This is a genomic window from Streptomyces sporangiiformans (assembly GCF_005768555.2).
Lineage (GTDB): Bacteria > Actinomycetota > Actinomycetes > Streptomycetales > Streptomycetaceae > Streptomyces > Streptomyces sporangiiformans.
Genome location: NZ_VCHX02000220.1, coordinates 1 through 1,027 on the forward strand (window position 1 = coordinate 1; position 1,027 = coordinate 1,027).

Consider the following 1,027-nt stretch of genomic DNA (forward strand, 5'->3'; position numbering starts at 1 on the left):
TGTGCTGTTCGGACAGGTTGGTGACGCGGCTGGCTGGGGTGTGGCCGCTGATTCCGGTGTGGGGTCGGTGGTAGTTGTACCAGTCCAGCCAGTCGGGAAACGCTGCCTGTCGCTCGGTGTCTGAGGTGTAGGGCCGGTGGTAGGCCCATTCGTCGAGCAGGGTGCGGTGGAAGCGTTCGACCTTGCCGTTGGTCTGTGGCCGCCAGGGCCGGGTGAAGCGTGGGCTGATGCCCATCTCACGGCAGGTCTGGCGCCAGGTGTTCTTGGTGTAGGCCCAGGCGTTGTCGGTCAGGACCCGCTCGACGGTCACCCCGCGTGCGGCGAACCAGGCGACCGCTCGTCGTAGGAAGGCCGCGCAGGTGGCGGCCTTCTCGTCGGGCAGGTCTTCGGTGTAGGCGAGGGGGGAGTGGTCGTCCAGGGCGGTGTGCAGGTAGGCGTATCCGGTGCCGTTGCGGCGGTCCTGGTTGGCCCGGCCGGCCGCACGGCCGAGGACTTTGTGGCCGCCGCCGTCGGGGATGCGGCCGAGCTTCTTGACGTCGATATGGATCAGTTCGCCGGGCCGGGCACGTTCGTAGCGTCGCATGGGTTCGCCGGTGGCCCGGTCGGTGGCGGCCAGGGCGGGCAGGCCGTGACGGTGCAGGATGCGGTGGGCGGTGGAGGCGGCAATGCCGCACCGGGCGGCCAGCCGCACCGGTCCGATGCGGTGTTCGCACCGCAGGCGCACGACCTGCTCCTCGATGGGGGCCGGTGTGCGGTGGGGCTGGTGGTGCGGGCGGCTGGAGCGGTCGTGCATCCCGGCGGCTCCGTGCAGCCGGTAGCGGCCTGCCCAGCGGGCGGCGGTGGTGTGGCTGACCTGGAAGCGTTCCGCGGCCCGCCGCACAGGCCAGTGGTCGTCGACGACACACCGGGCCAGACGTAGCCTGCCGGTCGGCGTCAGCGGGGCGTTACGGTGGGACAACGAGGGCCTCCTGGCTGCCGGTTGTAGATCTCGCAATCCACACCGAAACCAGGGGCCCTCGCCTCGTTC

At 70.8% G+C, this 1,027-nt stretch carries 1 protein-coding gene; it reads right to left on the reverse strand.

All coding sequences use genetic code 11. The features are described 5' to 3' along the window. The coding region (locus FGD71_RS34980; protein WP_119104592.1) for an IS481 family transposase at window positions 1-958 on the reverse strand (958 nt) is incomplete at its 3' end. Between the last annotated feature and the right edge of the window lie 69 nt (window positions 959-1,027).